Raw genomic sequence first — 26983 nt, 5'->3', positions numbered from 1 at the left:
AAGGCGCATGTACCGGATCGGGTGGCTCGTTCCCGGGTCGCCCACGCCGGACGGCGCCCGACTGCAGGACAGTTTCCGCGAAGGCCTGCGCATGCTCGGTCATGTCGAAGGGCGCGAATATATGATCGAGTTTCGCTGGGCTCTGGGGCGCCCTGAGTTGCTGCCGGAGCTAGCCGCAGAGCTGGTTCGCCTTCCCGCGGACGTGATCGTTACCGTCACAAGTCAGACGGCGCACGCTGCGAAGGCTGCGACCACGCAAGTTCCCATTCTGTTTATTACTCCCGACCCGCTGAGCACCGGTCTGGTAACTAATCTCGCGCGGCCTGAGGCAAATGTCACAGGCATTACAATGCTTCCCGGCCCCGAGATCATCGGAAAGTACCTGCAGCTCCTGGCCGATGTTGTAGGAGGTGCAGCACGGATTGCCGTGCTTTGGAATGAATCCTCGCCGTGGCAGTCCGCGATGATGGGGGAGGCGGAAGCCGCTGCCCACAGGCTTCGGATTAAGCTGATACCCGTGGCCTTTCGCGACCCCGATGATTTCGCGTCGAGCTTTGCAAGGATGAAGACAGCCCGGGCCGACGCTGTCGTCGCGCTGCCGGATGCTACGACGTTTGTTCATCGGAAGCGGCTGGTCGATCTTGCTTTGCAGCACCGCTTGCCGGCTCTCTTGACCCATCTGGAGGGTGCTATGGACGGCGCGCTGATGGTTTTTGCGACTGACCTCAATGTGCTGTTTCGACGCGCAGCCAGCTACGTCAACCGTTTGATGAAGGGCGCGGCCGTCGGCGACCTGCCGGTGGAACAGCCAACGACGTTCCGTCTTGCCATCAACATGAAGACGGCGAAGGCGCTCGGCCTCACGATCCCGCCCGCCATCCTCGCCCGCGCCGACGAGGTGATCGAATGATCGGCCGGCGTGCTCTCGCCGCAATGCTTGCGGCCCTCGCCGTCCCACGGATGGCAGGGGCACAGACCGGGCGTCTGCCTCGTCTCGCCATCTTTGCGATGACGACGACGAGCCCCGAGGCTGACATAACCGAGAACGCAAGTCGCAACTTCAGCGGGCTTTTCAGCGAGCTGCGCCGGCTCGGTTACGAAGAAGGGCGGACGCTGATTGTCGAACGTTGGTCAGCCCGAGGCGAGATCCAGCGCTATCCGGCCCTCGCGCGCGACGTCGCGGGCACGAAGCCCGATGTGATCGTCACGTTTTCGCCCCTACCCGCTCAAGCCCTTCAGGCCGCGACGGCGACCATCCCCATCGTCGTCAGCGGCTCGAGTCTGGTGCAGGCCGGCCTAGCTGACAGCCTGTCGCGACCGGGCCGTAATGTGACCGGTGTCAGCGCCGCTTTCGGTGCAGGGGAGATCGACAGCAAGGGTCTCGAGTTGCTGCGCGAGGCGATCCCAGCCGCAACCCGGATCGCCTATCTCGCCCCACACGCTTACTGGGACAGCGTGTATGGACGTCCAGTTCGCGAGGCCGCTTCACGGCTGGGCGTGACCCTGATCGCGACGCTGCTGGATGATCCGGTCCAGCCACCGGCGTACCGGCGCGCCTTCGCTACCATGCCCGATCTGCGTATCGACACGGTGCTGGTCGCGGGCTCGCCTGAGAACTTCTTCCACCGGCAGTTCATCGTCGAACTGGCCACCGCCAGCCGGTTGCCGACGATCAACAGTTTTCGCGACATCGCCGAGGTGGGTGGACTGATGTCGTATGGCATTGACACGAGGGAGCAGGGGCGACTAATCGCGGGTTACATCGTGCGCGTGCTGCGGGGCGAGAAGCCGGCGGATATGCCGATCCGGTTGATGGACAGGTTGGAACTCGTCATCAACCTCAAGACTGCGAAGGCGCTCGGCCTCACTATCCCGCCCGCCATCCTCGCCCGCGCCGACGAGGTGATCGAATGAGGCGGCGCAATCCTACGGCTGACTCACCCGGGGTTTCGACGTCCCGACCTGAAAGAAGCGAAGGCGCTGCTTAACGAGCTGGCTGCGGCGAGAGGCCTCGCCGAACCACGGAAGACAGTCCACCGGCGCCCGGCCATGGCACCTAAGCCACTCCACCGATCGCCGGCCTCAGCCCATCGGATCCAATACCAAGGTCGCGCCTTCCCGGTCCCTCTTGCTCATGCAGAGTGGTGGACGGTTGAGGGAAGGTTTTACAAAGGGAAGGGGCTAGGGACGTACGCGGGGAGCCCTTGCGGGACCGCGCGAAAATCGAACTCACACCAACAGGTGTCAACGGCGCTTAGACGGTGCGCCCTGCACCGCGCATCCCGCCCCAACTTGTCAGAGTCTGCCACTCTTCTAAATCTCCTTGATCCCGTGCAGCCGTTTCGCTGGAAGGGTTGCCTAGGACGGGCGACAAGCTGGACGTCGAGTAGATAGGTGCTCGACTGAGCCGGGTGTCGAACCTGTCCTTTCCCCAGCGCAGTGTCACACCGCTTGCCCCTGATTGGTGTAGATCGAACGCGCCATTGGACCGCGCTTCGCTGATGATCTCGCCTTGCACCGCGCAGAGATGGGTGGAGGGGCAAATTCGCGATCGTTCCCGCTCCAGTGACACTTTCAAAAATGACTATGGTCCGCGATCCGGGAACGGGTCGACAGGGCGCCATGTACCGCAGGGGCATGGAAGTCCTAGAACGGCAGCGTTCCTATGGGCAGGATGGTGCCAGTTTTCCGGGAAATCCGGTGTGACCCGGATACTCCAGATACGCCGCAGGAGGCCGGTATCGCACCGTCGGCATTACAGTATGATCAGGTGCCTTCAAGTGCGCCAATCACCCAGCTTGCGCCTATCCTCAAACGTCTCGATGATTCGGTCACAGATCACGATGCACTCTTGTAAGTCCTGCCGGATCACCCGTTGGTGCTCAAGCACCTCCTGGAGCATCTCGCAGATGCTGTCGAGGGTGGCGGGTTTCTCAGCCATATCGTCCGACTCCCTCCGCCGATGGCTTCATTCAATATAGGTTACGCCGAAAGTAACCGCTACCACGCCTTTGTCCGCCCGCCTACCGCTCGGCGTTGTGCGTCTCGAAGGCGGCCTCAAGCTTCACCAGCAGCGTGGGCTCTTGGGTGAGATCCGGTACATCGCCATCGTTCAAGTCACGGATGAAGTTCATCATGGACTGCTCCCGACCGAACGGCTCCCACGAGAACCTGCGGCCGATCGCCAGGAGCACCAGGCGGGCATAGTCGGCGAACGCCCTAGCCATCAGCTCGCCAGCGTCAACGTCGAACGCAGAGGCGAACCGGATGAGCGCGAACGGGACGTCGATCTCTCTAGGGTGGGTGCCGTCGCCGTCGTCATAGGTAGTGATCAGTAGCTGTATTTTTGAGAAGTCTGAGAAAAAAAGAATCCATGCTGGAGAAGGATTGCCGTTAGGGGGAATATAAGGACGACGGCGAAGGATAGCAGTCGGAAAGACCGCTACCAATCGCACCCGGGACCCGATGCATGGGGTTGCAAGGGAAGCCTCCCGAGGGCCGCAATCACCTCAGGGATGAAGACCGGGGAGAGCTGCGAGATCATCGTCGGACATGGGCCACTGAGGCATGGACAGGTTAACGATCTCGGCGACCAGCGCGTCGATCGTGGTCCCGCAGTCTGGCTGAACGTGATGCCTGTCAGGTTCCTGTGAGAGGGAAAGACGTCCGACAGCGTCCTAGGGCGCGTACTCATAGACAGGTCCTACCGATGCAGGCAAGGCTATGGCGCGTTGCCCCAAAAACGGACATTGGCGTAGGACAAAGGCATGTCCGCTTTGGGCCAGAAGCGGACATTGCGTCCGTTCACTTACAGGGGGAGCGGGCAAGCGGCAGTGCGGAAAAGGGGCGGTGAGTGCTCGGGGGTTCGATTTGGCCGGTCGCGACACCTTCAAGCTATTGTAGTAGCCTTGCAAGTTCATCTGGCCAGGGGAGAGGCGGATGAGACGGCGCAGTTTCTTGGTGACATCGGGCGGCTTGATCGTGACCTGGCCGGTGGCGGCGGCGGGCCAGCAACGGGAACGGCCTCGGGTCGTTGCCTACATCGCCGCCGCAGTGCCGCTCTCGGAGATGGCCGGGCCAAATCCGGCCTGGCCCCCCATCCGCGCCTTCGTACACGGACTGCGCGATCTCGGTTGGGTCGAGGGTCAGAACCTTGTCATTGAATGGCGGACACTGGCTGGAAATCCCCAGCGCGCGCCGGCAATCCTGGCGGAGCTGCTTGGCCGTAGTGTCGACGTGATTGTGTTGGGCGCATCGCAACCGCTCATCGAAGCCGCCCGAAAGGCGACCGCAAAGGTGCCGCTGATCGCGTACTTTCCCCTTGGCCTGGACCCGGTTGCCGCCGGGCTTGTTGCCAGTCTGGCCCGACCCGGCGGAAATCTCACGGGCATCACATCTGAGCCGACTGTTGAGATCATCAGGAAACGTCTTCAATTGCTTAAGGAGCTGGCGCCGCGAACGACGAGGATTGCGTTGATCGGCACGAAGCCGCAGCAAAAGCTTTTTCCGCCCGATGGCGGCCCGGCGGGAACCCGCCTCGTGCCCGTCGTCGTCGAGCAACCGCACGAGTTTGCCGACGCCTTTGTCACGATCCTGCGTGAACGTGCCGACGCGATCTATCCTCTGGGCGGAGGTGTGCAGTATGCCCATCGGGGACAGGTCATAGCGTTTGCGGCGGCGCATGGATTGCCGGCGGTGTACGGTGACCGCGAATCGGTCGAGGAAGGCGGTTTGATGGCCTATGGCCTCAGCGGCGGAGTTCCGCCTAACTTGCGAAAGATGGCCGGACAAGTTGACCGCATTCTCAGGGGCGCACATCCCGCCGAAATGCCGATAGAACAGCCGGACAGGTTCGACCTGGTCATCAACCGAAAGACAGCGCAGGCGCTCGGCCTGACGATCCCGCCCGCATTGGAGGCCCTGGCGGAGGTGATCGAATGAGGCGGCGCGAGATCATCGCCCTTCTCGGCGCCACCTCGGTCGTGTGGCTGCGCGCCGCGCTGGTGCAGCCGTCGGCGAAGCCGGTCATTGGGTATCTGGGTGCCACCTCGGCCGAGGTGCCCGTTCTCCGCTCCGCGCTGCACGCGGGCCTGAAGGAGAGCGGCTACGTTGAAGGCCACAACGTCGCCTTCGCGTACAGGTGGGCGGAACGACGCTACGAGCAGTTGCCGACGCTCGCCGCCGAGCTGGTCGCACTCTAGGTCGCGGTCATCGTGGCGCCCGGCAATGCGCCAGCGCTGGCCGCAAGGAACGCCACCCGGACCATCCCGATCGTCTTCATCTGCGACGATCCGGTCGGGCTCGGGCTTGTCGCCAGCTTCAGCCGGCCGGGCGGCAATGCCACGGGCGTCGGTTCCTTCGGCGCAGACCTGAGATCCCGTTTTACGAAAATTCCAAGTACGAACTGGTGATCAACCTCAAAACCGCCAAGATGCTCGGCCTCACGTTCCCGCTCTCGCTCCTCGGCCGCGCCGACGAGGTGATCGAGTGAACCAACTGGCAGCTCGTATGATCCTGGCTCAGCCGGCCTGCAGACTGCGATCATCAACAACGCGTGTCAAAGACTCCGGTGTTCCCGCCAAGCGCGAGCAGCTAAACGCAATTCGGTTCTGACGCCCCCAAAGTGTCTTTGGGAAAAAATCATCGAGTCATTGTCTTCTTGCTCCTTTGGCACGGGGGGACCAGTGTGCGGCTCTACCGCACGGCGATAACGTTCCAGGCCGGCACCGGCCGCGCAAATCCTTTCAGTGTCTTGGCGTCGGTGGCCTGCAGCTCGGCGATGTCGCCGACAGCGTCCGCGACGCGGGAGCTGATCAGGATCTCGCCGTCAGCGGCCTCGCCGCACAGGCGCGCAGCGAGATTGGGCGTGGAGCCGATGGCGCTGTAGTCATTGCGGCCCTCGAAGCCGATCTGGCCCAAGGTGGCGTAGCCCTGGGCGATGCCGACGCCGAAGCCGATCGGCTGGCCGCGGCGCTGCCATTTGTCACTGATGACTTGCACGGCTTCGCGCATGGACACAGCCAGGCGCACGGCCCGGTGCGCCGCGTCGGGACAGGGCAGCGGATCGTTGAAAAAGACCATCAGACCGTCGCCCATGAACCGATCGAGCGTACCCTCGTAGGCGTGGATCAGCGGTCCGACGGCAGCGTGGAAGTCAGCGAGAAGCGTCATTACCTCCTCGGGCTCGGCCTGTTCGGCGAATGCCGTGAATCCGCGCAGGTCGCAGAACAGCACTGCGATGTCCCGGCGGTGATTGCGCAAGATGCTGTCGTCGCCCTGGGCAACGAGCATTTCGGCGAGTTGTGGCGCCAGGAAGCGCTTGAGCTTGCCGACGCGCGCGATCTCCTCGAGCTGCGCCGCTACGCGCGCTTCCAGCCTGGTGTTCCATTCGACGAGTTCGCGCGCCTGTTGTTGTACTTGGTCGTGCAGACGCTTGATGCGCAGCATGGCACGTACGCGCGCGACCAGTGTAGCGTGGTCAATGGGCTTGAAGAGGTAGTCGTCGGCACCGGCGTCCAGTCCCACGACGAGGTTTTGGGTCTCGGCGAGCGCCGTCAACAGGATGATGGGCACGAACGGGATCGCCGGATTGGCACGCAGCCGACGGCAGACCTCAAAGCCGTCGAGCTTGGGCATCATGACGTCGAGCAGCACGACGTCGGGTGCCATCGATGCGATCTTGGTGAGACCGTCCTCGCCGTCGATCGCGGTCGCGACCGCGTAGCCCTGGCTCTCGAGGCGCATCTGGAGGATCTCGCGGTTTTCCACGACATCGTCGACCACCAGGATGCGTGCCTTGATCATGAATAGTCCCCCCGTCCCCCGCTCTGAATACGACGGCGGAGGAGGTATTCTTGTCTACCCGAGCCGCGCCCGAACCAGCGCCAGGAGCTGGCGAGGGCTGAAGGGTTTGGCGAGATAGCCGTCGCAGCCGGCGGCGTGTGCCTTGTCCTCGTCGCCGCTCAGAGCGTACGAGGTGACGGCGATTACCGGGATGTGCCGCGTAGCCTCGTTGGACTTGATGCGGCGGGTGGCCTCGTAGCCGTCGAGCACCGGGAGCTGGATGTCCATCAGGATCAGGTCAGGCCTCTCGCGCGTCGCTACCTCGACGCCTTCATGGCCATCGACTGCCTCGATCATCTCGTAGCCGACGCTGGTCAGCAGGTCGCGAACGATCTGGCGATTGTCTTCGGTGTCCTCGACCACAAGGATGCGCTTGCTCATGCCGCCTCCTGCTGTTTGTCGACCTTGACTGGGAGGACAACCCGAAACGTCGAGCCACGGCCTAGGGCCGACTCCACGATCAAGGCGCCACCATGCATCGCTACGATACGGCGCGAAATGGCGAGCCCGAGGCCGGTGCCACCCTTTCGGCGCGTGCTGGTGTTGTCGATCTGCTGGAATTCCTCGAAGATGCGCGTTTGGTCTTCCGCCGCGATGCCTGGTCCGGTGTCGCTAACCGCGATCTCAAACGTCGGTCCGCGTGCCACGGCGACGATCTCCACGCTGCCCTGGTCGGTGAACTTGATCGCGTTGCCCACGAGGTTCAGCAGCACCTGGGCAAGACGCCGTTCGTCGCCTACGCCGGCAGGCAGATTGGCAGCCACCACGGCCTTGAGCTTCAGCCCCTTGGCGCTAGCCAGCGACTCGGTGGCCGCGACCACCGTCTGCACGATTGCGGACAGGGCGTAGGTGTCCAGCGTCAGCTTGAGCTGGCCGGCCTCGATCTTGGATAGGTCGAGCACCTCGTTGATCAGGCCCAGAAGGTGCTGGCCGTTGCTCTGCATGCGCTCCAGCACGCCGCGCGCCCTGTCGGGCAACTCGCCATAGATGCCGTCGATCAGCAGCTCGGCATAGCCCAACACGGCATTGAGTGGCGTGCGCAGCTCATGGCTCATGTTGGCCAGGAACTGCGACTTGTGCTGGCTGGCCAGCTCGAGCTGACGGCTCTTCTCCTGGATCTCGGTGAACAGCCGCACGTTCTCGACCGCAATCACCGCCTGGTCGGCGAATACCCGCAGCACTTCGACTTGCTTGTCGGTGAACGCCTCGACATGGTGCCGCGTCAACACCATCACGCCGGTCATGATCCCCTCGCGCACCAGCGGCACGCCCAGCAAGGTGCGCACGCCGCCCTGTTGCGCCAGGTCCTTGCGGCCGTACTCGGGATCATCGAGCACGTCCTCGATCTGCATCAGCTTGCCCTCCAGCGCGATACGGCCGATCAGGCTGTCGCGGCCCGGCAGAAAGTGCTGCTCGCGGACGGCGTCGAGGAACGGGTTGCTGCTGTCGACGGAGGCGGCCCAGCGGTAGGTATCACCTTCACGCAGGAAGAGCGCGGCTTCTGCAGCGCAACACAGGGTGGCCGCCGTCTCTGCCACGGTTTTCAGCACTGGCACGAGATTGAACGCCGAGCCGCTGATGACCTTGAGCACGTCGCTGGTGGCAGTCTGGTACTCCAGCGACTCGCTGAGCTCCTCGGAGCGCGTGCGCAGCTCACGCAGAAGGCGCGAGTTTTCGACCGCGATCACAGCCTGGTCGGCAAAGGTCGACATCAGGTTGACATGCTTGTCGGCGAACCTTCCGACGTCGTGCCGGAAGATCGATAGCAGACCGATCAGCTCGCCCTGATGGACCATCGGGACGCTCAACATGCTGCGCACTCCGCCCTGGTCAACGAAAGCGCGGTGCAGGAGGTCGCCGGCAATATACGCCGGAGACATGCGGGTATCTTCGATCTGGTTGGGCGTCAGGCTGTGCATTGCGGGGCCGATCGCCGTGTCCGGACCGGATTGCATATCCTGGTCCAGATGAGATGCTAGTGCTGGCGGTATGTTGTGTAGGGCGACCAGTCGGAACACATCGCCGTGGATCGTCCATAGAACGCTGAAGTTGGCCTCACATAGCCGCGTGCCGTGCTGCAGGATGCTCTGGAACACAGGCCGCAGGTCCTCGGGCGTACCGGCGATCAGTCGCAGGATCTCGCCGGAGGCGGTCAGCTCGTCGACTGAGCGGGCCAGCTCCTGCGTGCGCGCCTCGACCTTATGCTCCAGGTTGGCGTAGGATTCCTGAAGCTGCTCTGCCATTCGATTGAAGCTGCTGCCTAGCGTTTCGAGCTCGTCGCCGCTTCTGACGGCGATGCGGTGGGTCAGGTCGCCACCGCCCAGCCGTGCCGCGCCAGCGCTGAGCACCCGGATCGGCACAATCATGTGCCGCGCCAGCACCCAGGCGGCGCCGGCCGCCAATGCGATCCCGAAAAGCAGCAACAGCCCTGTCTGGATCAGCGAGGCGTAGAGCGGCTGTAGAGCTTCGTTCAGGGGCAGTTCGACGAAGACCAGCCAGTCCAGGGCAGGGATGGAGGCCGCGGCCGACAGGACGTTCTGGTTGGCGAGGTTCACCCCAACCGTCGCGCGTGGTGCTTCGTCGCGGCTTCCCTGGCGTGCGCGCAGGGCTGCCTGTACATGCGAGAGCCGCGCCATGTCGGTGTTGCGCAGCACCTGGCTGATGTCGGGATGCGCGATCAGCCGGCCGTCACGGTTGACGACATAGGCGTAGCCGGCCTTGCCCACCTTGATGGCATTGATCACGTCCACAATCAGCTTGAGGTTTACCTCGGCCACGGTGGCACCGGAGCGCCGCCCGGCGCGGGCCAAGGACATTGTCATGTAGGGCTCGGATTCCCTGCGCCAGTAGATCGGGCTGAACCAGACCCTCTTGTCCAAAATCCCCTTGAAGCGGGGATCCTCCGACCAGTCGGCATCGCTGCCGATCACGTTCATGGCCACCCGCGAGACTTTAAGCCGCTCACGTCCGTTGCCGTCGAGATCCACCAGCTCGGTGATGTCGGGTACTTGGCGCATGAGGCGGTTGAAGTCATAGTAGCGCTGGTCGATGGATCCGGCGGCCCACTGCGCGTGCGTCGTCCAGCCGATCTGTCGCTCGATCTCGCTGACATACTGCTCGACGCCCTGTGCCGCGGCGATGGCCTTCTCTTGCTGGATGCGCGAGAGCGCCGCTCGCGTGTCCTGGTAGGAGACCCAGACATCAATGCCGCGGTTCACCACCAGCACCAGGGTGACGACAGTGATCATGCCACCAATATACTTGGCGAAAAGGCCGCGTCGCGCGGGTACGACGTCGCTCATGTGTCGTCGTGACTCGCCATGCCAAGTAAATCCAAGTGGTCCGGCCTGCGAGGGCCGCAGGCTGCGGCCGCGCCAACAAGGCCGAAAATCTCGCGCCGCCTCATAGCCTTCTCCCGGGCAGAACGAATGTGAAGCGTACTACAAAAGCTTGGGTCGGTGTATCGGCGCGGTGAGGGAAATATCCGGATGCGGGTTCGGCCTTTGCCGGTGGTTCGTGTCAGTATCCGGGTGGTATGCCGTAGTTCCGAGCCGGGCGGACACCACGTGGCTCTGGGTCACTTCTTGGCCGGGGTGAGGCATGTTGCCGTCGCTAAACCATCAGGCGGACGTTCGCCCGCAACTGGTCTGTAGGTACAAATGAAGTGGTTGTTGTTGATCCCGGTGTTCTGGAGCACCCCGGACCCTGAAGTAAGCCGGCAGAACCCTCCGGTGATCTTTTCCTTAGCACCGCAACTCGCGGTGAAGTGATAGTTGGTGTCCTCAGCGGTTGGAACAAACCTCTGTCGGTCCACGGTTCCAGGGCCGACCTCTATGCTGCGAAAGACGATCTCCCGAACATACGAGTCCAGAAATCCAGAGGCGTACGCGCCGATGGCAGCAAGCACAGATAGGATAAATCCACCAGCGGCACCTACGATGTACTTATACACTTGGCCGACTATCGGCGGCACACGGACACCAACGTTGGCCGATCGCCCCGCCGTTTGACCATTGGTCGCGCGATTTTTAGGCATGGTTTACCTCCCCCGAGTATCCGGAGGATAGCAAACCGGCGGGCGTCTGTATTCGGGTGCTGTACCGCGAGTTCCTGGCCGGGAGCATCCGGGGGGCGATGAATTCAGGAATTTGTGGCGGCACCGAACTGTCCGGTGTCGCCGGTCGGGCGAAGATCCAGCCCGCAAAGGAACTACGGCATCGCCGGAAAATCCCCACGCCGATGCGCCTCGCACAACTTCCTCAGCCGCTCGGGCGCGATCACCTCCACCTTGTCGCCCCAGCAGTAGAGGTGCCACACCATCTCCAAATGGCCCGCAGCTTTGAACCGAACGACCAGGGAGCCGTCCGCCTCAATCTCCATTGTCTGCTGCGGGTGGAACTCAAATTCGCGGGCTTGGTCAGCCGCGGCAGGGGAGAAGCGCCAGACGACCTGGCCGTATTCCTCTTCATTCTGGAAAGTGCCGAAGGCGCGGTCCGCGAAATCCTGAAGGCTGAAGTCCGACGGTCGCACGAACGCTGTCTTGGTGAGCGATGCGGACGTGATCGCCTCGAAACGGAAGAGCCGGACCGGCCCGTCCAAAGCGTCGGCCGGCTTGCCGACCACGTATCGCCGCAGGCCCGAGAGGACGCCATAGGGTGCAATCCGTCGCCGGCGCCCCTTCGCTTCGCCGCGTGAACGGTACTGTATATCGAGGAGGCAGCAGGCTTTGATCGCTTCTGCGACAACGCCGGCAATCTTGGGATCTGTGCGGGGCCGCGGACCAGGTCGGGCGGCAAGTCCCTGCGCCTGCAGCAGGGCCTCGTGATCGGTTTCCAGCCGGGCGACCCGGGAACGAGGGACCAGCGCCAGGATCTTCTCCCGCAGCGTGGTCAGGTGGCGGGCTTCCACCCTGGCTCCCGAGCGCTTCAAGGCGGTGACCGCCAGGTCCAGAGCCGCCAGTTCCTCCGGGGACAGAGTCAGCAGATCCCGTAGATGAGCTGGCGGCAACCGCCAGCGCTTCCGGCCCTCGTCGTCGAGATGTGTCTCTACGTCGGGGAAGTGTGCCTCAAGCGTGTGCAGCAACCGCTGGGCCGTGCGCCGAGCGACCCTGAACCGGGACATGACATCGTCGATGGTGATGCCTTGCAGTCGGCCCGACGCCATGGTCGCTGCATCGAGAAGCTGCTCGGCCTTCGAGAAGGACATGAGAACGAACCTCTGGGCGCCCAGCAAGCTCGCTGGCGTCCACCCCCAGCACCGTTGTGCCAAGGGTGACAGGTTTTGTCACTAGCCTGCGGTATCCCGTGTCCCGGATGGGTTTGAGGGGGCGTCATGAAATACACAGCACATGGGGCCGCGCGCTGCCGCCAGCGCGGGATCCAGCAGGAAGTCGTTGACGTCCTGCTGGACTACGGCCGGCAGGGACGGCACCTCGGCGCCGAGGTGATCTTCATGAACAAAAAAGCCCGGCTTCACGCTCGGCGCGAGCTTGGAGAGCGGATGTTCGCCCGCATCGCCGACCGCCTGGATGCCTATCTCGTCGTCTCAGACGACGGTGCGATCATCACCGGTGCCCAGCGGCTTAAGCGCCTGAAGTTCTGAGCGAGCCCGGTATGACCGACGTTCATGCGCAGTATGAGCGGTTCCACGGTGTATTCGTGGGCGGGGTGCCACTACTTGCTGGGGCGACAGCTCGCGTCGTCCTCGATGCGGCCCCTGGATGCCGCTGACAGGAAAGAACGCAGGGATGGCAGAAAGTTCAAAGGGCGACGGCAAGCCGGAACTGGCCCTGCTAGCCGGCAACTTGATGACCGTCGACAGTCTGATGGCGCGCTACGAGCGCCTGACGGGCAGGAAGGCGACGGCTGAAGAACGACTGAAAGTCGAGAAAAGTTGGAACGAGCGCCATCGCCAGCCCACACCGGAGAAATCCTAAACTTGGGGGCACGGAGGCCATCCGCCCACCCACCCCTTTGTCAGCAAGGCAGGGGCCGGGACGGAGAATATCATCACGGACAATCTCACACTACGCTGGCTAAGTGAGCTGCCGCCGGAGGCTCCGCCCTCGCCGCCACTCCGTTACCCTTACTGTATCTAGAAGAAACCGGACCATGTGGATTTTTCTGAACGACGCATTCTTTTCGATCATCGACGCTGGAGCAGCGAAGCAGGACGACGCGCCAATGGGGAGCAAGCTGCAGATCAAGCCGCGCCTCCACGCCGATAACCTGCTGGTACGGGCGCGCGCGAAAGGCGACATCGAACGTGTTTTCCCCGGTTACCAAGCCAAGGTCACGCCCGACAGCGACTACCGTTTCCGGGTGGAAATCCCGCGCACGGTGGTGGTGGAAATCATCGCCGGGCGGCTCGAGGACATCGACTACGGCAACTTCAAGGACAGCGTGAGGAAGACCGACAAAGGCCGCCGTGCCGCCTATGGGAACGTGTGGTCCGCGATGTATGACTGGCAGGACGCCGAAGAGGCTGACCGTCGTAAGCGTGCTTTCGAGCGAGAAGAAGAGCGCAAGAAGCAAAGGAAGTACGAGGGTATGAAGGCGGCGCTGACGGTAGTCTCGGCGGAAGAGTACGAAGCCTTCGTTGCCGGTCTCTGTCAGCGTGGCATCCACTATACTGTTTCAGAGCTACACGGCGAGATGGAATGGCGGAAGGATCTGCTCGCCGACGATGGGACGCTGCTCGCGCAACACCATGGGTGTTCGTTCGACGATCAAGACCTCGATGGCGTGACGTACCGCATCAGGAAGTGAAGCCAGAGCAGCCCCCGGTATCTGTATCGGGATAGACGAGCCGGGCAGATAGTCGAAGGAGCAGAAGCTATGACCGCGCAGGTCCCTGAAACGCTTCTCTACAATGGGGAGAGCCTTGCGATGTGTGTCGAACCGCTTGAAGTGTGGTTCAAGCTCGTCGGCCAAGATGAATCACCCTTCGAGGCGATGAGTTCTGCCAATTGGCGCGGCTATATTGGGACATGGGAGATCAAGGACAGCCGACTTTACCTGGTTGGGCTTCGGGGGACGCTGAAAAATGGTGAAGATGGATCAATCGAGACGTTCTTCCCGGGTTTCCAGGATCGCGCCTTTGCGCACTGGTTCAGTGGTCGGATACGAGCACCACGCGGGAAACTCCTGAAATACGTTCATACGGCCTACGCGAGCCAGTATGAACAGGATGTCGTGTTCCATGTCGATCGCGGCATCATCCAGAGCATCAACGTCCGGGAGAATGGCGAGGCCGAGGATGGTGCTGATGACGGCGGCTATCATATTGGCGGCGCCACGATGTTTTCCCGGAGGAATGCAAACGGGGCGAAAAGACAATGATTTATGCTTATGCCTACCTGTGCGTTGGCGTGCTGACCCTGATCTCCGTCCTGGGGGCACATATGTGGCAGGTGCGAAGAGAGCCCGCTAGCTTCACCCACCTGGTCGATGCCCTTCATCCAGAGCGAATAACCTTCAAGTACCTCCTTCTGGAAAAAGTTCTCGTACCTGTATTGACCGGCCTGTTCATTGTTCTCGCCTGGCCGATTGCTTGCGCCGTGATGCTTGGAATGAAGTTCTCGAGAAAATCGAAAGCATCCGCCATTCCGGTTGAATTGCGTCGCAAGGAATTTGCCGTCTCTCCGTCCTCACTTGGCTGTAGTTTCACCCTGGACGAAATCGAACGCCTTGAGGTGATCGACGACCCCTTGGGCGCAACGCCACGCTCTCCATTCGGCCACTTGAATGCGCACTGGGAGAAATTCAAGAGCGACGCGGCTCCCGGCTCGGAGATTTGGTCCTTCCGCGAGAAGTGGCAACCGCGCTGGGGAGCTGAAGAGACAAGATCCGGATATGTTGAGCTCCGGCAGAGCGAGATTGGTGCAGTCTTCATCAAGGCAATTGAGCCGGCTGACTTCCGGTCTGGTGCGTAGATCTGGGATACTACATGATCGAAATCATGCTCTTCACCGCGCTGGTTCTGGGCGCACTCGCAGCCCTGTTCGGCGTCCTGGCCTATCTGCGCCTGCGCCGACTCCAGACGGCTGTCTCGTTGACGCCGCAGGAGGCAGCGACCCTGCTGCGGGCAGAACACGACCGCCTACGAGATGCGGTTGACGGCCAGTCGAGGAACCTGCGCACTGAACTGGGGGACAACCTTCGCGGCTTCCAGGAGACGACGCTGAAGGGGTTCGGTGCCCTGGGAACGTCCCTCGAGGCGCAGGCGGTAGGCATCGGCGAGCGGGTGAAGGTGGCCGTCGAGAAGATCGAAGCGGAGACGAAGGGAATTGCTGCCAAACTCGACGCTGAACTCGCCAGGATGGTGGAAGACGCGACCACCGGCCGCGACAGACTGCGCGGCGCGATCGACGAACGCCTCGAGAAGTCCGCCCAGGCTCAGACAGATGCAGGCAAGGACCTTCGCGATCAAGTCCTCAAGGGTGTAGGTGACCTGGGCAAGGTCACCAGCACGACGCTCAACCAGATCAGCGAGCACCAGAAGGAGCGGCTAGACAAGGTCGCCGCTGAACTGGCGCGCCTCGTGGAGCAGCAGGATCAGAAGCTCGGCGAGATCCGCACCGCGGTCGAAGGCCGTCTCGACAAGATCCGCACAGAGAACGCGGACAAGCTTGAGGAGATGCGCAGGACCGTCGACGAGAAGCTTCAGAGCACGCTGGACGCCCGGTTAGGCGAGTCATTCAACCGCGTGGTCGAGCAGCTCGAGCGTGTCCACCACGGGATCGGCGAGATGCGGACCCTTGCCACCGGGGTCGGTGACCTCAAGAAGGTGCTGTCCAACGTCACCGTGCGGGGTGCGCTCGGGGAGATCCAACTCGCGATGCTTCTCGAACAGTTCCTGTCGCCCGAGCAGATGATCCGCAACGCCGCGGTCCGGGACGACACCCAGGAGCGCGTGGAGTTTGCCGTGAAGCTGCCGGGCCGGGACGACAAGAACGAGGTGCTGCTGCCAATTGATGCGAAGTTTCCGCAAGAAGATTACCAGCGCCTGCTGGCAGCCGTTGAACAGGGCGACCTGGATGGTGCCGCCGCAGCAGGACAGGCGCTCGAGGCCCGCATCCGCTTGTTCGCCAAGACGATCAGGGAGAAGTACGTTCACCCGCCCCGGACCACCGACTTCGCGGTCCTGTTCCTGCCGACCGAGGGGCTGTACGCCGAGGTTCTGCGTCGCCCTGGTTTGTTCGAGCAGCTCCAACGTGATCACCATGTCACGCTGGCGGGTCCGACGACGCTGACCGCCCTGCTGAACGCCCTCCAGATGGGGTTCCGGTCGGTCGCGATCGAGAAGCGGTCCAGCGAGGTCTGGCAGGTGCTGGGCGCCGTACGGACTGAGTTTGGGAAATATAACGAGGTTGTGGACCGTATTGGCAAACAGCTCACCACCGCGGCGAACTCGGTCGATGCGCTTGGCAGACGGACAAGGGCAATGGGGCGTAAGTTGCGGAGCGTGGAGACGCTGCCGGAGGCCGAGGCATCAATGCTGCTCGGGCTTGCGCAGGACGGTGAGCCGACGCCCGAAGGGGAACTGGTGGCAGCGCAGTAGACGAACGGCAGGAGTGTAAAATCATGGACTGGCGCAAAGGCGGCCCGAAAGAAGCCAACATCAGCACGCGCGAATGGTTAGCACGTGAGATCACGGATGTGGAGCGGTTGATCGAGCATCAGGAAGTGACGCTTGCAGATCAGCACCGCCAGTTGGCGCGTCTGCGCCTGATCAGAGACGCCCTCGACAAGACCGATCCAGAAAGCACCGCCGAACTTGACCGGCGGTTGTGATGGACTGCGAATGTCGAAAGCAAGTCGGGAGCGGCGTCGCGATACCGGCCTGCGGCTGGCGCGGCGTACCGGCGTCGAAGAGCCGACAGTCGCGGCGAGGGGACCGAAAAGCTTGGCACGGCCGCGAATTCTGTAGAGGCGTTGGGCGTGCGCACGCGGGCCGTGAGTCGTACGCTGCGGAGCGTGGAGACGCTGCCCGAGGCGGAGGCAGCTATGCTGCTGGGCTTCGAGCGAAGAAGAAGGGGGGCGAGCGAGCCGGAACTAGTGGCGGCGAAGGGAATGGACTGCAAACCAAAGACCTAGCTGTTTGATAGGGGGCGAATGGACATCAAAGCACTGCACTCGGCTTGGCACCACTGGAATGCGCTATTTTTCAACGGCGAGCTACCCGGTTCACCGAGGTTTGCATTTGAGAACATGCGAGAAGGGACGCTGGCTTTCTACAGGGTTTCGACGAAGGAAATTGTTCTCTACCGCGGGTTCCTGAGCAACTTCCTGAGTGGGCCACTCGTATCCGAGCTCGCCTGCCACATCATTCTTCATGAGATGTGCCACGCCTGGGTATACCAAGTCGGCGGCGGGGATGGCGTGGCCCATGGGGAGAAGTTCCGTTTGGTTGCAAATCGAGTAGGCTCCAAGCTAGGCGTACCCGAGTGTCGCGCGGAAGATCTCTGGTGCTGGCCAGATCATCCGGATGAGGGCTTGCGACCATACTTGGGTTGCCGCATCTCCCATGGGGAAGAGCTGCAAGCGGAATTGCTGCGAAAGGAAGGCGGATTGCGAGCGTCGGCGAAGTGGTCGGTATGATGCCGAACAGGCGATGAAGCCGATGAGACCTTCCAAAGGGGATCGCCGGGAAAAGTAAGCGTACGCGAATTCGTGCTCGGTACCCCGTCGGAAGCCGGTTTACCGCCTCGTCCGGATTGGAGCTACGTGAGGAGATTCTTGGTGTGAGTGCAGATCGGAAAGTTCACGCAACCGAGGAAGGGGCCGAATTTACCCTTCTTCGGGTGCAGCCACCCCCCGCACTGGAGGCATCCTTCGATCTCCTCGTCGCAGGCTCCGCAGGCCCAGCCCTCAGCAACCTTGACAGGCGTGCCGGCGCCACAGTGATGGCAGGCCGGCTGCGTGTGGTCGCAAAAAGGAAAGTTAGAGCAGCCGTAAAACATGCCCCCCTTACCGCCCAACTTAGGCAGCAACTGCCCCTTGACGCATTTCGGACAAGGTACTTCCTTCTGAAGAGCCCGTCCGAACGTTGTGACGTCGTAGCCATTGCCGACCAACTCCGTCACGAACTGCGACGGAGGTCCACCATCGGCGAGCAGGTAGACGTGGCATTTGGCGCGAGTGAGGGCCACGTATAGCAAACGGCGCTCCTCAGCGTTCGGATGGGCCTCGGGGGTCGCCAGGACAAGGTCGAGAATGGGATCGTCTGTCCTCTCGGCGGGGAAGCCATACCGGCCGGAAATGAGCCCAAGGACGACGACATAGTCGGCCTCGAGACCCTTTGAACCGTGTACAGTCATGAAAGAAATTCTCAGATTCGGATGCTCCTGTTTCAAGTCCGCGAGGTTCTTCGGGCAGGAATGCCGGTAACGGCCGAGCAAAAGTACGTCCGCGTCGCCGGCTCTCCGGGCGGCATCGGTCGCCACCCGACGAAGCGCGCCCCGTAGCAGGTCAGGGCACTCGTCGCTCGGCAGGCCAACATGTACGCACGGTCTGTCAGCCTGCACCACCGCGGATACTTCCTTACGGATCTGTGCGGGGTTCTGCAGGACGAACTCGGTCGCGACGGCTGCGATCCGGTCGGAGCACCGGAACGTCGTGCCGAGATCGGCCCGCTCACTCGCGCCGAACATCTCCTGAAATCCGCGCATGATCGCGATATCTGAGCCGGCGAATCGGTAGATCGCCTGCCAGTCATCACCCACTGCAAAGAGCTGAGAGCCCTCCGACTGATCCAGCAACGCCTTCAACAGGCGAGCCCGTCCGCGGGAGATGTCCTGGAACTCGTCGACGAGGATGTAGCCGAACGGGCTCTGATAGCGCCCGCGCTCCACATGCTCCGTCGCTTTGATGATCATGTCGTGGAAGTCGATTTGCTGCTCGTCAGCAAGATGGGCCTGATAGCGCTCAAAGATGCGCCTGAACAGGGTCAGGAAAGCCTGTGCCCGGGCTCCGTCGCGAACGGCGGCCGCCCGCTCAGACACCGTCGCGTCGGTAAGCTGGGCACCCTTGAAATGGTGAAGGAAGGTCGCGACCAGACGAGTAAACGGATCAACACGGCCCTGCTTCTCCAAAACCTCAAAGATCTCGCTCGACGGGATGGGTGAGAATTTGACCCCATGGGCCGCCAGTTTAGGTGCTAGGCTCTCGGCGAGATTCCCCGCCGCCTTCTCGTGGCTGAAGGTCTCGATCATGACGGTGCCGCGCTCGGTGTGGAGCCGACGCTTCCACTCCATCGACTGCACGTACTCCTCGCGGTTGATGAACGGTGGCGTGTCGCCAGAGGCGTTGATGGCGAAATGCTCGATGTAGATCCTCGCTTCCGGCAGATAGAAGTCCGGCTGGTACTGCTTCTTATCTGGAGTCGCTGTGGGATACTCGTAGGGCTGCTCGTATTTGTAGGGAATGCCGTTCAGGTAGAGGAAATTCGCGATCTCGCATTCCTCGAAGCTCTTCACCCGCTCGCCATTCAGCGACCGGATCTCGTTCGCCCGGATGTAATCCCAGTATTGGCCCCAATTCTCAAAGGCCATTGCGCTCTCATAAGTCGCGAAGTGGCTCTGAAACCAAGTGACCATCACCTGGGAGAAGGTGGGGTCGGCGAGCAGCTCGCCAATGATGTTCTTCAGGAGGTCGCATAACGCTCTCTCATCCTCCGCCACCTTGGCCAGTGTCGGCTTGGGGCCCTCTACCTTGCCGATGATCGCCGAGCCAAGCTCATGGAAGGTGTTGACCTGTATGCCAGAGCTGATGTCCTCACCGAGGCGACGTTTGAGCCTTTCCTTCATCTCGGTTCGAGCGTCCCGGGCAAACGCCAGCAACAGCAGTTCCCCCGGGCGCCGGTAACCCTTCTGAAGCAGCCAGCCCGCTTTAGCCACGATGACGGACGTCTTGCCGCTGCCAGCCGCCGCGACGATAAGATTTCGATCCTCATCGATCACGACCGCATTCCGTTGCTCCCGGGCAAGAGGCTTTGTCTCGACGATGTCGAAAAACTCCTTCGACCTGACCAGCTCCGCCTGCACGAACGCGGCGTTTGCTTGAGTACGACGGCTCTCCGGATCCCGTAAGAAGACCCGGATCGCGCTGAGCGTCCTGATTTCGTCCATCGACGAGAGCGCATCAGGCCAGCGGGCTGGAAGATCCGCTACGGCTGCGGTGATTTGGCGCTCCAGCTCGGAGAAGATGCTGCGCGCCAGGTACCGAGGAGGATCGGCCATGTGTTCGATCTTTTCGTGCGCCGCACGGATCGCCTCGCCCCGATCACGCAACGTCGTGCGCCACCAGCCGGCCCTAGCCCCTTCCACCGCATCCGCGAATGCCTGTGCCTCTCTGCTCGCCAGGCCAGACACGACCGTTGTGCCTGATGCCGTGTGGATGCGCACGCCAGACCATAGCCGTCCGGCGTCGACCTCCACCGACTCGATCTCCTGTAAGGTGACCTCAACAACGCCGGCCTTGAGGGAGAAGGAGACAACGCCGTGCTCCAAGGCAGCGGTACCCACCCGTGCGGGTTGGACGATGGGGAGCAGGAGGGCTGCTAGCTTGGTCGGGTTAACCTTCATGTTGTGCGGCCATGTTCAGTGGTCGAAGACCGTGGTCACGCTGGTGGATTTTCCGAGTGATAAGCAAAAAAGAGCAACCTGCCGAGAAGTCGAACTGGGCGTTACAGGCCGGAACAGGAGTTCAAATCAGAACAACCGCCCTCTCCAAGGACATCGCCCCGGTCGGAAGGCAGGGGCTGATGGCTGATCCGGTCTGCTTTGACAGCGAGCATTTTGCCGCAGCCGTGTGGGTCTTGGCCCAAATGATCGTAGCACCGACACTATGAACATCGTTCATGACCACTATGAAGCGCGCTGAACGATAGGTCCGCTGGGCATGTACAGGTGATATCCCTGCCGGCTCAGCAAGCGTCTCAAGGGCAGAGCGCCGAAGACGGCCCCTCGTGATTCAGGCCGATTCAGTGGCCGGGGTCACGCTCTGCGTCGTGGGTCTTGCCGGCGCCTCTGGAGCGGTCGAGTTCGCGGCCAAGGACCGCGATCTCCGGGACGGCCTCTGGCGTGCGCCGGTAGGAGATCTGGAAGTTTTCGGCGGCGATGCCGCAGACGAGCTCATGGCCCGTTGCACCCAGGCCAAGGCGTTGTGGCTGGGCGTGACAGAGAGCAGTGCGACGCAGAGGAGGTGAGAATGGTTCGCCGGGAACGATCTGAGCTCATCTGCGGGGTCCTTGAGCCTATGCGGGTCGCGCGCATCGTCTAGCAACGCCTCGATCACAAACAATCACGAGGTTGAGTCCATCGTCGGCCGGCCAACAGTCGCGCAATGGTCTGCCGGAGACAGGCCAGCACCGATGCCGACCACCCTGAACGGTGCGCGAATGGCGCTCATCTTCGCCAACAGGCTGCGATGTCACGTTGTCTGTGGCGTAGTGCTCTTACTGTGCCTCATGTGGTGAGCGCGGTTGTGAGCTCGTTTACCTTCGCCTTGGCACTTGGCGTGCTGAGGCGAGGGTCCATGTCGTCCGTCGCCTCCCGCAGCGCCGCCAGGATCTCCACCTCGTGCGCGGTAACCCGCGGTCCAAGCGTATCCTCCAGAACGGCCCACAGATCCGGGTGATATTCCTGAAGGCAGCGACGCAACAGCCACACCGCATCGACTTCCAGGATGCGGGCAAGGGGACCGATCTTGTTGATCGGAACCTTCGCCTGGCCCGTCTTGAACATGGAAACGATATTCTGCTTGTCGTAGCCAAGCTTGGTCGCGATTTCGCGCTGAGTGAGAGGGCTGTGGTCGATGAGGTCGGCGAGAATTTCGTGAAACTTACGCGCGGGCACTGTCAGGAACTCCTTGGTGGTGGTGATCGGGAACGGCTGTGGCGGGCGGTCGGTACGGCGGATGCGAGGAAGGGATGGCTCAACCCGGTTCCGCTCCCCACCGTGTTCCCTGTCACAACACGCTCATCTCATGAGCTGAATGTAGCGCTGGGATGAGTCGGTGTCGGGCGGCGAAGTGCTGGTCAAGCAAGGCGAAATAGAGCGCCCTCGACGCTCAAGGCGGTCTTAGGCATGCTGTACCGGCATACGTCGGCGAGATGCTTGTCCTGAGAGGTCTACGTCAGAGGGAGACGGCCCATGATCAAGTTTATCGTTGCCACGGTCATCACATGCGCTCTTGCGGCTTCGGCCAATGCCCAAGCGCCCGCCACCTGCAAAGCCCAGGCAGCCGACAAGAAGCTGGCCGGCGCGGCCCTGAACAGCTTCATGAAGAAGTGTCAGGACGACGCCAGCAAGGCATGTGACGCTTCTGCCGCCGACAAAAAGCTCGCTGGTGCCGCGAAGACGAGTTTCACCAAGAAGTGCGTGACCGACGCCGTCGGGAATTGACAGACCCTGCCGGAGCGCGATTGACGCCGCAAAGGGCCCAGCCCGCAGTGAGCTTCGCGTCAAATCGGCCGGAGCGCCCGCCCAGGATCCATCCCAAGGATCTGAGCCTGTGACGCCAGTCCCCATGGAGGAGAACGCGTTTCATGGGCGCCGGCGCCGTTCCGTGGGCGGGTTATGGGACCAAGGGCGGGCACGCGAAAATCTACCATGGATCGGGCCATGGTGCTCGCGTTCAACTGCCCTTTCCAGAACGCAATATGTATAGGACCACCACAGCCCCGACGACGCCCAGGGTCGCGAACGCAGCAACCCGGACGAGCGCTTTCTCAGCCGCCTGAAGCGTGCTGGGGAAAGTGTCGAGCAGGCCAAGCGCGCCGCCAAGAACGGCGCCAATCACGATCGGTCGGAACGCGCTTCCCGGTTTCGCGTCCACTCGAGAACTCCCCTGGGCGACCCGTCGGGTCGAACGTTGGTCGGCGCTTCATTCGCGTCCGTATGCACCGGGAGCGACACGCCCTGGTGCCAACGCCAGGGTGGGTGGGTCGGGCTCGGTGAAGAAGTTGGACCGAAGTCCAATACGACGCAGTCAGGCCGCAACCAACTCTCCACCCTCAAACGCCGCCGGCTCCTGCATCGTGGCATGACCCACCTGCGGTACTCCGAAAGATCCCGAGGTCCAGTCCACCCTCCGCCGGCCATGGCGCCTGCGTGCTATCCACCGAATGCCGGCCTTGGGTGAGCTCTCAGACGATGCGAAGCTGGAGATCGGCGATGAGCTCAAGGGCAAACAATAGATCGACGATCAAAGACATGCTGCACCAGCGCTCTTTTAGAGCGGACCGGAATCGTGTCGCCTTGCCCAGTCGCGGTATCAGCTTGCCGGCGGGTCGCCTGGGGACGCCGAGGATGCGCGCGATGCCCTGTGCCGCGCGTATCGCATCCCCTGTGTCGGACGGTTCTTCTGCTCGCCTCACCGATATCAGGGACAGAATGTATAGAGCTTATACGTTGGGAACCTGAACGTTACGTTCGGCGGGCAAGCCCACCCGCCGAACCTGACAACCCGAAACGACTGTCGTCAGCGGAGCCATGTACGTTTCCTGATCCCAAGTAATGGGTAGACGGTGTGCGTCCCTCGCTTCGTCATTCGTGACGACACCCATACCTGGGGTGTCCGCGCGGGGAGCCTCAACTTCGATCGCCAGGGCGCGGTTGGACACGGTGGGCGAATGCCTATGGTCGCCCGTCCGGGAACGGGTCGACAGGGCGCCATGTACCGATGGATGTTGGAAGTCCTAGAACGGCAGCGCTCCTACGGGCAGGATGGTGCTAGTTTCCCGGGAAATCCGGCGCTACCCGGACACTTCCGACGCGCCAAGCTAGAGAGCTCACGTGGATCCGGCCGCCGACCGTCCGGCGCGATCCGGATACTTCCGACTTGTACAACGCGGAGGGCCTGCACGGTGGCTTGGTTTGTCTAGGGGTGGGCGTCGTCTCCGTCGTCATAGGTAGTGATTGGTAGCTGTGTTTCTGGAAAGTCAAAGGAAAAAGAGAAAACCCAAAGTGACGAAGGACTACCGCTAGAGGGATTGAGGACGGCGGCGACGGTAGGAGTCAGGAAGATCGCTACCAATCGCACCTGTCATACCGGTACCCGACACGTCGCAGAATGGCTTCTCGAAGGCCGCAATCGCCTCAAGGGTGAAGACCCGGGAGCCTCGAGATCATCGTCGGACATGGACTGATGACGCATGAAAGGGGACAACGGTCTCGCGACCGGGCGCCAACCGTGGTTCCGCACTCTGGCTGAAGGTGATGCCTATCGGGTTCCTGTGAGAGGGAAAGACGTTCGACAGCGTTCTAGGGCGCGTACTCATAGACAGGTCCTACCGATCCAGGCAAGGCTATGGCGCGTTGCCCCCAAAAACGGACATTGGACGAAGGCATGTCCGCTATGGGTCCAATAGCGGACATGAAGTCGAGAAGTTCTATCCCACGGCACCGAACAGGCGCATCGGCTCACTAAGACCCTTAAGCTCGGCCGGGCCCTGCTCGACGAACTTGAGCCCGGCGCCCGCGACCAGGTCCTTCACTGTGCTCGAAACCAGCACTTCGCTTGCGTTGGCCTTTTGCGCCACGCGCGCAGCAATATGGACAGCAATGCCGCCGACATCGTCGCCCATCATCTCGACCTCTCCGGTGTGAACGCCGGCCCGTACCTCGATTCCGAGCGGCTGCACGGCCTTAACGATCTCCTGCGCGCAGCGCACGGCGCGGGCCGGACCGTCGAATAGGGCGAGGAAGCCGTCACCCGTGGTCTTGACCTCCCGGCCGCGGTGGCGCTGGAGCTGTGAGCGCACGACGGCATGATGTGCTTCCAGGGTCGAGCGCCACTGGCGATCACCCGCGGCCACCGTGCGTTTGGTCGAGTCCACTATGTCGGTGAACAGCACGGTCGACAGTACTCGATCGACTTCGGCAACGGCTGGCGAGGCGCCCATGAACTGCCGAATTTCCTCGACAATCCGGTCCTGGTCGGCTCCCCCGGGGACGTGATCGTTCCCGGGCATCTCGACATAGCGCGCGCCGGGAATGGTTTCGGCGAGCTCTCGCCCGGCCTGCGAGCGCACGCGGACGTCGTCACGGCGATGGATGACCAGCGTTGGCACGCGGATCGTGGGCAGGATCGCGCGCACGTCGATCTCGCTGTTCATGCGCAGGAGATTGATCACGTCCGAAGGGCTGGCGCTCAGGCGCTCGAACTTTGCGAAGTTGGCCACCGCAGCGGGATTGCCGGCCGCGGACGGCGCGAAGCCCGACAGACTCCTGCCGGTGCCCCAGTTCTCGCGGACCTCGCGTTCTGCCGCGGCAAGGTCGTCCTGAGGAACGGAGGAGCCGATCGCGCGCGCGTAGCTACCGAAAAGAATGAGGCCCGCCACGCGCTCGGGATAGGTCGCGGCAAACAACATCGCCATCGGACCGCCCTCCGAGATTCCGAACAGGAAGGTGCGCTCAGACTTCGCCGCGTCAAGCACGGCGCGAATGTCGTCGATGCGCTCGTCTAGGTGCGGGATGCCGACACCGCGGTCGCTCAAGCCCGTGCCGCGCTTGTCAAAGCGGATGAGCCGCGAGAATCCGCCGAGGGCGTGGAACAAACGCGCGGCGTTGGGATTCTCCCACATCTGCTCGAGATGCGAAACGAACCCAGGTGCCACCAGGAGATCGGGACCGGTCTGCCCAGAAATCTGATAGGCGACGAACACTTCGCCACTAGTGACATAGCGCGTCTCGACAATCATGGCTCGAGCCTAGCGTATCACTCAGGCTTGAGCTACAGGCCCGGAGACCGCTGTGAGCAAAGGCGGCCGCGGCCATGCCGTCGTGGGAAATGTCGGCTTAGGGTCAAAAGGCGACCTGCCGGGATCGTCGCCAGATGTCCGCTTTACCCCCGAAAACGGACAATCCCAGATTTATGAGTACGCGCCCTAACTGCGGGCTGCCGGACGTGGGTCCATCAACGGCTCAGTGGACCGGCCCTCCCTGGTCACCACCGACACCGCCCTGGCGATCGTCGTCGGGATCCCGAAACGCCTTCTCAAGCCTCTCCGCCAACGCCGGATCCTCGCTCATGGACGGACACTCGCCCCGGCCCAGCTCCGTGAAGAAGCTGACCAGCTCCCGCTGGATGGCACCTTCCTCCCACAGCATGGACCCTGCGATCGCAGTCAACGTCGCCAGCCACTGCTCGCCCAGAGCCTGGCTCATCAGAAACTTCGCGTCGACGTCGATCGCGTCGGCGATGTTGGGAATCCACATCAGCGGCACTGGTATCTCGCGGGAAGGCGCGCAGCCTCATCCCCGCCGATGTCTATGGCCCGGCGACGCCATCGTGGCTCACATTGGGTAGCACTTTGGCGTCATGGACATCGTTCATAACCAATATGTAGGATTCCGAGTGGAACAGCAGCCCAATGGGCGCTCGACGCCGACCACGATGGCCGATCGGCTCTGTTCGGGCGGGGGGCACAGCCCGACGAACATCGCAGCACTGGTAGGCAACTTCACGTTCTCTGTCGACGACTTGGTGAATGGTGACGGGTTCCGACATTCGACCCCATCCTGGGCCTTACCAAGGTCATGACTCCAAGGGTACGGCCTATATGCCCCATCCTCCGGTTGTCCAGGCGGCTTTGACCGCGGCGACGTTGCGGCCAGCTCCAATTAACCCAGCGTGGATCATCGAAGGCAACCCAGTGGCGCGCATCGCCTCGCTGTCGGTCAGTGCCGACGGCAGCGCCTGGACTGATCTCTGGGAATGCACGGCCGGGTCGTTCCATTGGCACTACGAGATCAACGAGACCGTCCAAATTCTTGAAGGCGGCGCGATCGTGACTGACCGCGACGGCGTGGTGTGGGATCTCAAGCCAGGCCATGTGATCCGCTTCCTGGTCGGAACCAAGGCGCACTGGCGGATCCCAAGCTACGTGCGCAAGGTTGCCTTCTGCAGCGAGCCGTTACCGCCCTCGATCTTCACCTTGCTGCGGGCGAGGAACTGGCTTCGCAGAAGCGCCGGGCGTTTGATGGGGCGTACCGTGAAGACGTGATTGGGAGGCTCTTCGACGTTTCAAATGGAATTGACGAGTTTGGGTAGTGGAGCGCCAACGAGATAGATCATGGCGATGAAGGTATCGACGTTGCGATAGCCGCGGGCGCGGGCACGGACGAGTTGGAACA

At 62.3% G+C, this 26983-nt stretch carries 28 protein-coding genes; 15 read left to right on the top strand and 13 right to left on the bottom strand.

The features are described from left to right. The first annotated feature begins 7 nt into the window (after positions 1–7). On the top strand, positions 8–910 hold the full coding sequence (locus FHP25_RS32710; RefSeq protein ID WP_178133960.1) for an ABC transporter substrate-binding protein: 903 nt from the start codon (positions 8–10) through the stop codon (positions 908–910). Continuing rightward, on the top strand, positions 907–1914 hold the full coding sequence (locus FHP25_RS32705) for an ABC transporter substrate-binding protein (protein ID WP_147851197.1): 1008 nt from the start codon (positions 907–909) through the stop codon (positions 1912–1914). Before FHP25_RS32710 ends, FHP25_RS32705 begins: the two co-directional genes overlap by 4 nt. An 862-nt stretch (positions 1915–2776) precedes the next feature. On the opposite strand, the gene FHP25_RS41065 is transcribed toward FHP25_RS32705, so the two are convergent. Both FHP25_RS41065 and FHP25_RS32700 read right to left on the bottom strand, forming a co-directional pair. Next, positions 2777–2941, bottom strand: coding sequence for a hypothetical protein (locus FHP25_RS41065; RefSeq protein WP_178133959.1), 165 nt, complete (start codon positions 2939–2941; stop codon positions 2777–2779). 82 nt (positions 2942–3023) lie between these two features. Beyond that, a complete protein-coding gene (locus tag FHP25_RS32700; RefSeq protein WP_147851196.1) occupies positions 3024–3455 on the bottom strand; it encodes a hypothetical protein in 432 nt (143 codons plus the stop codon). Positions 3456–3939: 484 nt separating this feature from the next. Between FHP25_RS32700 and FHP25_RS32695 the strand changes: the two genes are divergently transcribed. Then, complete coding sequence (locus tag FHP25_RS32695) at positions 3940–4941, top strand: ABC transporter substrate-binding protein (protein ID WP_147851195.1); 1002 nt, start codon at positions 3940–3942, stop codon at positions 4939–4941. Next, positions 4938–5201, top strand: coding sequence for a type 1 periplasmic-binding domain-containing protein (locus FHP25_RS41580; protein ID WP_218578765.1), 264 nt, complete (start codon positions 4938–4940; stop codon positions 5199–5201). The genes FHP25_RS32695 and FHP25_RS41580 overlap by 4 nt, the downstream gene beginning before the upstream one ends. On the opposite strand, the gene FHP25_RS42850 is transcribed toward FHP25_RS41580, so the two are convergent. The 6 genes from FHP25_RS42850 to FHP25_RS32665 all read right to left on the bottom strand — a co-directional run bounded on the left by FHP25_RS42850 (position 5198) and on the right by FHP25_RS32665 (position 12048). Next, a complete protein-coding gene (locus tag FHP25_RS42850) occupies positions 5198–5548 on the bottom strand; it encodes a hypothetical protein (protein ID WP_456243306.1) in 351 nt (116 codons plus the stop codon). The genes FHP25_RS41580 and FHP25_RS42850 overlap by 4 nt on opposite strands. Positions 5549–5694: 146 nt before the next feature. Continuing rightward, a complete protein-coding gene (locus FHP25_RS32685) occupies positions 5695–6804 on the bottom strand; it encodes an adenylate/guanylate cyclase domain-containing protein (protein ID WP_147851194.1) in 1110 nt (369 codons plus the stop codon). Positions 6805–6858: 54 nt separating this feature from the next. Continuing rightward, positions 6859–7224 carry a response regulator gene (locus FHP25_RS32680; protein WP_147851193.1) on the bottom strand — a complete coding sequence of 122 codons (366 nt, stop codon included), beginning with the start codon at positions 7222–7224 and terminating at the stop codon, positions 6859–6861. Beyond that, positions 7221–10145, bottom strand: coding sequence for a GAF domain-containing protein (locus tag FHP25_RS32675; protein WP_147851192.1), 2925 nt, complete (start codon positions 10143–10145; stop codon positions 7221–7223). The genes FHP25_RS32680 and FHP25_RS32675 overlap by 4 nt, the downstream gene beginning before the upstream one ends. A gap of 275 nt (positions 10146–10420) precedes the next feature. Further along, positions 10421–10879 (bottom strand): hypothetical protein, encoded by a 459-nt coding sequence (locus FHP25_RS32670; RefSeq protein WP_147851191.1) that lies wholly within the window; start codon positions 10877–10879, stop codon positions 10421–10423. A 173-nt stretch (positions 10880–11052) separates the two neighbouring features. Beyond that, on the bottom strand, positions 11053–12048 hold the full coding sequence (locus tag FHP25_RS32665) for a helix-turn-helix transcriptional regulator (protein ID WP_147851190.1): 996 nt from the start codon (positions 12046–12048) through the stop codon (positions 11053–11055). 126 nt (positions 12049–12174) lie between these two features. Here FHP25_RS32665 and FHP25_RS32660 point away from each other — a divergent pair, with 126 nt between their 5' ends. The 8 genes from FHP25_RS32660 to FHP25_RS32625 all read left to right on the top strand — a co-directional run bounded on the left by FHP25_RS32660 (position 12175) and on the right by FHP25_RS32625 (position 17444). After that, complete coding sequence (locus FHP25_RS32660; RefSeq protein ID WP_147851189.1) at positions 12175–12444, top strand: hypothetical protein; 270 nt, start codon at positions 12175–12177, stop codon at positions 12442–12444. A gap of 118 nt (positions 12445–12562) precedes the next feature. Further along, the gene (locus FHP25_RS32655; RefSeq protein ID WP_147851188.1) at positions 12563–12778 is read left to right on the top strand and encodes a hypothetical protein; all 216 of its coding nucleotides are present in this window, start codon (positions 12563–12565) and stop codon (positions 12776–12778) included. A 175-nt stretch (positions 12779–12953) separates the two neighbouring features. Then, complete coding sequence (locus tag FHP25_RS41060) at positions 12954–13610, top strand: hypothetical protein (protein WP_178133958.1); 657 nt, start codon at positions 12954–12956, stop codon at positions 13608–13610. A gap of 69 nt (positions 13611–13679) precedes the next feature. Beyond that, positions 13680–14183 (top strand): hypothetical protein, encoded by a 504-nt coding sequence (locus FHP25_RS32645; protein ID WP_147851187.1) that lies wholly within the window; start codon positions 13680–13682, stop codon positions 14181–14183. Next, the gene (locus FHP25_RS32640) at positions 14180–14776 is read left to right on the top strand and encodes a hypothetical protein (protein ID WP_147851186.1); all 597 of its coding nucleotides are present in this window, start codon (positions 14180–14182) and stop codon (positions 14774–14776) included. The genes FHP25_RS32645 and FHP25_RS32640 overlap by 4 nt, the downstream gene beginning before the upstream one ends. A gap of 14 nt (positions 14777–14790) precedes the next feature. Beyond that, positions 14791–16404 carry a DNA recombination protein RmuC gene (gene rmuC / locus FHP25_RS32635; RefSeq protein WP_147851185.1) on the top strand — a complete coding sequence of 538 codons (1614 nt, stop codon included), beginning with the start codon at positions 14791–14793 and terminating at the stop codon, positions 16402–16404. 23 nt (positions 16405–16427) lie between these two features. Continuing rightward, positions 16428–16637, top strand: a complete 210-nt coding sequence (locus FHP25_RS32630) for a hypothetical protein (RefSeq protein ID WP_147851184.1) — start codon at positions 16428–16430, stop codon at positions 16635–16637. Positions 16638–16958: 321 nt separating this feature from the next. Then, positions 16959–17444 (top strand): SprT-like domain-containing protein, encoded by a 486-nt coding sequence (locus FHP25_RS32625; protein WP_147851183.1) that lies wholly within the window; start codon positions 16959–16961, stop codon positions 17442–17444. A 122-nt stretch (positions 17445–17566) separates the two neighbouring features. Here FHP25_RS32625 and FHP25_RS32620 read toward each other — a convergent pair whose 3' ends face one another. Continuing rightward, positions 17567–20428, bottom strand: coding sequence for a UvrD-helicase domain-containing protein (locus tag FHP25_RS32620; protein ID WP_147851182.1), 2862 nt, complete (start codon positions 20426–20428; stop codon positions 17567–17569). A 383-nt stretch (positions 20429–20811) separates the two neighbouring features. Here FHP25_RS32620 and FHP25_RS32615 point away from each other — a divergent pair, with 383 nt between their 5' ends. Beyond that, the gene (locus tag FHP25_RS32615) at positions 20812–21051 is read left to right on the top strand and encodes a hypothetical protein (RefSeq protein ID WP_147851181.1); all 240 of its coding nucleotides are present in this window, start codon (positions 20812–20814) and stop codon (positions 21049–21051) included. 259 nt (positions 21052–21310) lie between these two features. Here FHP25_RS32615 and FHP25_RS32610 read toward each other — a convergent pair whose 3' ends face one another. Then, complete coding sequence (locus FHP25_RS32610) at positions 21311–21700, bottom strand: helix-turn-helix domain-containing protein (RefSeq protein WP_147851180.1); 390 nt, start codon at positions 21698–21700, stop codon at positions 21311–21313. 297 nt (positions 21701–21997) lie between these two features. Between FHP25_RS32610 and FHP25_RS32605 the strand changes: the two genes are divergently transcribed. Next, positions 21998–22249, top strand: coding sequence for a hypothetical protein (locus FHP25_RS32605; protein WP_147851179.1), 252 nt, complete (start codon positions 21998–22000; stop codon positions 22247–22249). 232 nt (positions 22250–22481) lie between these two features. Here the strand turns inward: FHP25_RS32605 and FHP25_RS32600 are convergent, their stop codons facing one another. The 3 genes from FHP25_RS32600 to FHP25_RS32585 form a co-directional block, all read right to left on the bottom strand. Beyond that, positions 22482–22682, bottom strand: coding sequence for a hypothetical protein (locus FHP25_RS32600; protein WP_147851178.1), 201 nt, complete (start codon positions 22680–22682; stop codon positions 22482–22484). Positions 22683–24237: 1555 nt separating this feature from the next. Further along, the gene (locus tag FHP25_RS32590) at positions 24238–25548 is read right to left on the bottom strand and encodes an adenylate/guanylate cyclase domain-containing protein (RefSeq protein ID WP_147851176.1); all 1311 of its coding nucleotides are present in this window, start codon (positions 25546–25548) and stop codon (positions 24238–24240) included. A gap of 223 nt (positions 25549–25771) precedes the next feature. Further along, complete coding sequence (locus FHP25_RS32585) at positions 25772–26074, bottom strand: hypothetical protein (RefSeq protein ID WP_147851175.1); 303 nt, start codon at positions 26072–26074, stop codon at positions 25772–25774. 428 nt (positions 26075–26502) lie between these two features. Here FHP25_RS32585 and FHP25_RS32580 point away from each other — a divergent pair, with 428 nt between their 5' ends. After that, positions 26503–26853 (top strand): cupin domain-containing protein, encoded by a 351-nt coding sequence (locus tag FHP25_RS32580; protein WP_178133957.1) that lies wholly within the window; start codon positions 26503–26505, stop codon positions 26851–26853. The last annotated feature ends 130 nt before the right edge of the window (positions 26854–26983 follow it).

Origin of the sequence: Vineibacter terrae (genome assembly GCF_008039615.1) — a bacterium.
GTDB classification, from domain to species: domain Bacteria; phylum Pseudomonadota; class Alphaproteobacteria; order Reyranellales; family Reyranellaceae; genus Vineibacter; species Vineibacter terrae.
The sequence above is the reverse complement of the archived record's forward strand: the minus strand, read 5'-3'. Positions and strand labels throughout refer to the sequence as shown.

Coding starts and splice junctions, on each gene's coding strand:
- FHP25_RS32705 (WP_147851197.1), top strand. CDS start 907: ATGATCGGCCGGCGTGCTCTCGCCGCAATGCTTGCGGCCCTCGCCGTC.
- FHP25_RS32665 (WP_147851190.1), bottom strand. CDS start 12,048: ATGTCCTTCTCGAAGGCCGAGCAGCTTCTCGATGCAGCGACCATGGCG.
- FHP25_RS32605 (WP_147851179.1), top strand. CDS start 21,998: ATGATCAAGTTTATCGTTGCCACGGTCATCACATGCGCTCTTGCGGCT.
- FHP25_RS32695 (WP_147851195.1), top strand. CDS start 3,940: ATGAGACGGCGCAGTTTCTTGGTGACATCGGGCGGCTTGATCGTGACC.
- FHP25_RS32655 (WP_147851188.1), top strand. CDS start 12,563: ATGCCGCTGACAGGAAAGAACGCAGGGATGGCAGAAAGTTCAAAGGGC.
- FHP25_RS41580 (WP_218578765.1), top strand. CDS start 4,938: ATGAGGCGGCGCGAGATCATCGCCCTTCTCGGCGCCACCTCGGTCGTG.
- FHP25_RS32625 (WP_147851183.1), top strand. CDS start 16,959: ATGGACATCAAAGCACTGCACTCGGCTTGGCACCACTGGAATGCGCTA.
- FHP25_RS32630 (WP_147851184.1), top strand. CDS start 16,428: ATGGACTGGCGCAAAGGCGGCCCGAAAGAAGCCAACATCAGCACGCGC.
- FHP25_RS32675 (WP_147851192.1), bottom strand. CDS start 10,145: ATGAGCGACGTCGTACCCGCGCGACGCGGCCTTTTCGCCAAGTATATT.
- FHP25_RS41060 (WP_178133958.1), top strand. CDS start 12,954: ATGTGGATTTTTCTGAACGACGCATTCTTTTCGATCATCGACGCTGGA.
- FHP25_RS32670 (WP_147851191.1), bottom strand. CDS start 10,879: ATGCCTAAAAATCGCGCGACCAATGGTCAAACGGCGGGGCGATCGGCC.
- FHP25_RS32645 (WP_147851187.1), top strand. CDS start 13,680: ATGACCGCGCAGGTCCCTGAAACGCTTCTCTACAATGGGGAGAGCCTT.
- FHP25_RS32685 (WP_147851194.1), bottom strand. CDS start 6,804: ATGATCAAGGCACGCATCCTGGTGGTCGACGATGTCGTGGAAAACCGC.
- FHP25_RS32590 (WP_147851176.1), bottom strand. CDS start 25,548: ATGATTGTCGAGACGCGCTATGTCACTAGTGGCGAAGTGTTCGTCGCC.
- FHP25_RS32620 (WP_147851182.1), bottom strand. CDS start 20,428: ATGAAGGTTAACCCGACCAAGCTAGCAGCCCTCCTGCTCCCCATCGTC.
- FHP25_RS32710 (WP_178133960.1), top strand. CDS start 8: ATGTACCGGATCGGGTGGCTCGTTCCCGGGTCGCCCACGCCGGACGGC.
- FHP25_RS41065 (WP_178133959.1), bottom strand. CDS start 2,941: ATGGCTGAGAAACCCGCCACCCTCGACAGCATCTGCGAGATGCTCCAG.
- FHP25_RS32660 (WP_147851189.1), top strand. CDS start 12,175: ATGAAATACACAGCACATGGGGCCGCGCGCTGCCGCCAGCGCGGGATC.
- FHP25_RS32640 (WP_147851186.1), top strand. CDS start 14,180: ATGATTTATGCTTATGCCTACCTGTGCGTTGGCGTGCTGACCCTGATC.
- rmuC (WP_147851185.1), top strand. CDS start 14,791: ATGATCGAAATCATGCTCTTCACCGCGCTGGTTCTGGGCGCACTCGCA.
- FHP25_RS32680 (WP_147851193.1), bottom strand. CDS start 7,224: ATGAGCAAGCGCATCCTTGTGGTCGAGGACACCGAAGACAATCGCCAG.